General features: G+C 42.1%; 7 protein-coding genes. All 7 read left to right on the top strand.

What is annotated here, in order from left to right; genetic code table 11:
* The first annotated feature begins 4 nt into the window (after positions 1-4).
* Genes B7X71_RS13500 through B7X71_RS13470 form a run of 7 tightly spaced genes read left to right on the top strand, consistent with a single transcriptional unit; the run spans position 5 to position 3,807 of the window.
* Positions 5-403 carry a DsrE family protein gene (locus B7X71_RS13500; RefSeq protein WP_293601010.1) on the top strand — a complete coding sequence of 133 codons (399 nt, stop codon included), beginning with the start codon at positions 5-7 and terminating at the stop codon, positions 401-403.
* A gap of 15 nt (positions 404-418) precedes the next feature.
* Positions 419-1,390, top strand: a complete 972-nt coding sequence (locus B7X71_RS13495) for an MBL fold metallo-hydrolase (protein WP_293601009.1) — start codon at positions 419-421, stop codon at positions 1,388-1,390.
* A 60-nt stretch (positions 1,391-1,450) separates the two neighbouring features.
* Positions 1,451-1,588 (top strand): hypothetical protein, encoded by a 138-nt coding sequence (locus B7X71_RS13490; protein ID WP_293601008.1) that lies wholly within the window; start codon positions 1,451-1,453, stop codon positions 1,586-1,588.
* A 21-nt stretch (positions 1,589-1,609) separates the two neighbouring features.
* Entirely contained in the window at positions 1,610-1,768 is a 159-nt protein-coding gene (locus tag B7X71_RS13485; RefSeq protein ID WP_293601007.1) for a hypothetical protein, read from the top strand.
* 16 nt (positions 1,769-1,784) lie between these two features.
* Positions 1,785-2,906, top strand: a complete 1,122-nt coding sequence (locus B7X71_RS13480; protein WP_293599661.1) for a YeeE/YedE family protein — start codon at positions 1,785-1,787, stop codon at positions 2,904-2,906.
* Positions 2,907-2,928: 22 nt separating this feature from the next.
* Entirely contained in the window at positions 2,929-3,366 is a 438-nt protein-coding gene (locus B7X71_RS13475) for a YeeE/YedE thiosulfate transporter family protein (RefSeq protein ID WP_215300795.1), read from the top strand.
* A gap of 3 nt (positions 3,367-3,369) precedes the next feature.
* Entirely contained in the window at positions 3,370-3,807 is a 438-nt protein-coding gene (locus B7X71_RS13470; protein WP_293601006.1) for a DUF6691 family protein, read from the top strand.
* The last annotated feature ends 9 nt before the right edge of the window (positions 3,808-3,816 follow it).

The following is a 3,816-nucleotide window of genomic DNA, read 5'->3' as shown; positions in this document are numbered from 1 at the left end:
TTTTATTGGTTTTACCGCACTAGTATCTCAGCAGGTGTTTGCTGCGGGCTCAAGCGTTGTTTATCACATTGATGATGCTGATACTCAAGGCATTAAAGGCTTGAGAAACGTACGCAATCACATGGACGTAGCGCCTGATACCAAGATCATCGTTGTAACTCATGCTAACGGGGTTGACATCATGATGGAAGGCGCAAGGGATAAGAAGAACAACATTGAATATGCCCCTTTGGTTGGTGCATTGAAGTCTCGTGGTGTTCGCTTTGAAGTTTGTGAGATTACTTTAAAAAATAGAAATCTAAAGAAGGATCAGTTTATTCTGGATACTGACTTCACACCGTCTGGCGTAGCAAGAATTGGCGATCTTCAATTTAAAGATCATTTTGCTTACATAAAACCATAATCTCATTCGGTGAACATGCTCCTGCGCGGTATTCACTACCTAAAAATAGCATTATTGATTAATGCTATTTTTTTTGGCTTCTGCTTTGCTCAAAGCAGTCCGGTCATAAATGATCCGGTAGGTGTATTGCTAAAGCCCATTAAAGTTGCGCCGCATACTTACTTCGTTCAAGGTAGAGCTGAATTAGGTAGTAGCGAGAATCAAAACTTTATTTCTAATGCAGGTTTTGTCGTTACTCCTAAGGGGGTCGTTGTCATAGATGCCTTGGGTTCTCCAACCCTTGCGCAAAAGTTGATTAAAGAGATTTCAAAAGTTACTAAGCAAAAAATTATTGCTGTTGTAGTAACTCACTATCACGCAGATCATGTATATGGACTTCAAGAGTTTAAGAAAATTGGCGCAAAGATCTACGCTCAAGGGGAGGGTAGAAGCTATATTTCCTCAGAAACTGCAAAGCAGCGGCTTATTGCATCAAGGGTTGATTTTGCACCCTGGGTTAATGATCAAACCAAACTAATTGCTGCGGATACTTGGATAGACAAACAATTAAAGTTGAATATTGGTGGAGTGGAGTTTCTGATTAGCCGGGTTGGCCCAGCCCATGCCCCAGAAGATCTATTGGTCTATATTCCATCTGAAGGCGTGCTTTTTGCGGGTGATCTAGTTTTCCGCGGTCGAATCCCATTTGTGGGTAATGCTGATAGCAAAGGGTGGTTGAAAGCTTTAGATCAGTTTGAGAAATTTAACCCTAAGGTAGTAATACCCGGTCATGGGCCTCAATCCATTAATCCTATAGAAGATATCCGCTTTACTAGGGATTATTTGCGCTATTTACGTGAATCTATGGAGCCATCAGCCCTCAACCTGGATCCTTTCGATGAGGCTTATGCCAAGACGGATTGGTCAGAATACGACGGAATGCCCTTATTTAGGGCTGCAAACCGCATGAATGCCTATAACGTCTACCTCTCAATTCAGGCGGAATAAGACAGATTTGTCATCTGGGCTTTAAAATAGTCTTTTACTTCGCTAAATGACTGATTTCAAATGAAATTGCCAATATTAAAGCCTGTAGTTACCTTCTTTTTCGCCTTTGGGACGCTGCTGTCAGCAAATGCCAGCCCAGATATCGCAAACGGTAAGAAGAGTGATGAACAAAAATGCTACGCATGCCATGGCAAGTAATCCGGCTTTGGTAATGGCGACATGATCTACACCCGTAGCGATAGTAAGGTTAAAAGCCTGCAGAATTTAAAGTCGATGGTCGCCATGTGTAATACAGAGCTACGTCTCGATCTTTTTCCTGAGGATGAAGCTGATGTCACCGCTTTCCTCAATCAACAGTTTTATAAATTCAAAAAATAATTAAAGAATTTTCAATATGGAAGCAGTAGATATCAGCAGTATCAGCAAGGTAGTTCTATGGTCGACCTTTGCCATTACTTTTTTGCTTGGCGCCGTAATGCAAAAAACTGGTTTTTGCAGCATGGGTGCAGTTTCAGATATTTATATTATGTCTAGCTGGGGTCGTCTAAAGCAATGGTTTCTGGCCATTGGCGTAGCGATTGTTGGATTTGCCTTCATGTCCTACCTAGGCCTTATTGATCCACTTAAGAGCATCTATACCAGCAGTAAGCTTCTATGGCTCTCAACCATCGTAGGTAGTACGCTATTTGGATTCGGCATGGTGCTTGCATCAGGTTGCGGAAGTAAGACTCTGGTTCGCATTGGCGGTGGCAATCTTAAGTCCATCATTGTGTTTATTGTTCTTGGTTTAACTGCCTACATGACCATGAGGGGCTTTCTTGGTGTTATTCGCATCAATACCTTGGACTCGGTGTTTATCACCCTAAATACACCTCAAGATTTGCCAAGTATTTTGAGCCCCATTATTGGCATTGCTAGGGGCAACTTACATCTTGCCCTGGGTTTGATTATTGGCTTTGCTTTCATTGCATATGCTCTTGCAAATAAGGCCTTTTGGACTGCAGAAAATCTGTTTTCTGGAATCTTTGTTGGCCTTGCTATTTGCGCAATCTGGTTCATTTCTGGAAACTTAGGATTTGTTGCTGAAGATCCCAATACCTTGGAAGAGGTTTTTTTGGTGACCAACTCTGGACGCATGGAGAGTCTTTCATTTGTTGCGCCTTACGCCTTTTCATTGGATTGGTTAATGCTTTATAGCGATACCTCAAGAATCATTACTTTAGGTATTGCTGCCGTTGCTGGAATGATTTCTGGGTCTGCTTGCGTGTCTCTCATTACTAAGTCATTTCGTTGGGAGAGCTTTCGTGATACTGAAGATACCGCGAATCATCTCGTTGGTGCGACTTTGATGGGATTCGGTGGTGTAACAGCGCTCGGTTGCACTGTTGGTCAGGGCTTGAGTGGCATCTCTACATTAGCCTTAGGCTCAATACTTGCTTTACCAGGTTTTATCTTTGGCGCTTACTTAGCCCTGCGTTATTTGGAGTCGCGTAATGCACCCAATCCTTGTAGTTAACTCTTAGGTTAGATTAAATAATATGCAGATAGATTGGTTGGCTTTTTCCCCTGTACCCGCTTTTTTAGGTGGAATCCTATTGGGAGTTGCAGCTGCTTTGTATGTAATTCTGCACGGTCGTATTCTGGGTATTAGTGGCATCGTTTCCGGATTACTCACCCCTAAAAATGGTGATGTTATTTGGCGCCTAAGTCTTGTTTTAGGCTTATTGAGCGCACCATTTTTGGGGAGTTTATTTTTTGATCTTCACACAATTACAGTGATAGATGCAGATTGGATTGCAATCATTATTGCTGGTTTGTTAGTCGGTTTTGGTTCTAGTTATGGCTCGGGATGTACTAGTGGCCATGGTGTTTGCGGCTTATCTCGCTTGTCACCAAGATCTTTAGTTGCGACTTTGTCTTTTATGAGTGCTGGGTTTTTGACTGTTTTTGTTATTCGCCATCTGTTAGGCCTATAAATCATGAGAAGACATTTCAATTTTTATAGCCAGTATTTGATCGGTGTTTTATTCGGAATTGGTTTAATTATTTCCGGTATGAGCAATCCTCAAAAGATTCTCAATTTTTTGGATCTTGCTGGTAACTGGGATCCATCGTTAATGTTTGTGATGGGCGGAGCAATTCTTGTTGGTTTGGGTGGCTTTTATTTAGTCTCCAAGCGTACTGAGGCTTTTTTCGGTGGTGCTCTCCATATTCCCACTAGAAGAGAGGTCTCTAAGCCACTTGTGATTGGTAGTCTAATTTTTGGAGCAGGATGGGGTATTGCAGGCTTCTGCCCAGGTCCAGCAATTGTTGCCCTCGGAGCAGGTCATCTCAAGGCTTTTGTCTTTATATTAGCAATGCTTGCTGGTATGTGGATATGCAATCGCTTCTTTACAGGCCATAAAAAGCAAGTCTGATTTAAAATC

This window comes from Polynucleobacter sp. 39-46-10 (assembly GCF_002282275.1).
Note: the sequence above shows the minus strand (reverse complement) of the source record. Positions and strands in the feature narration are given on the sequence as shown.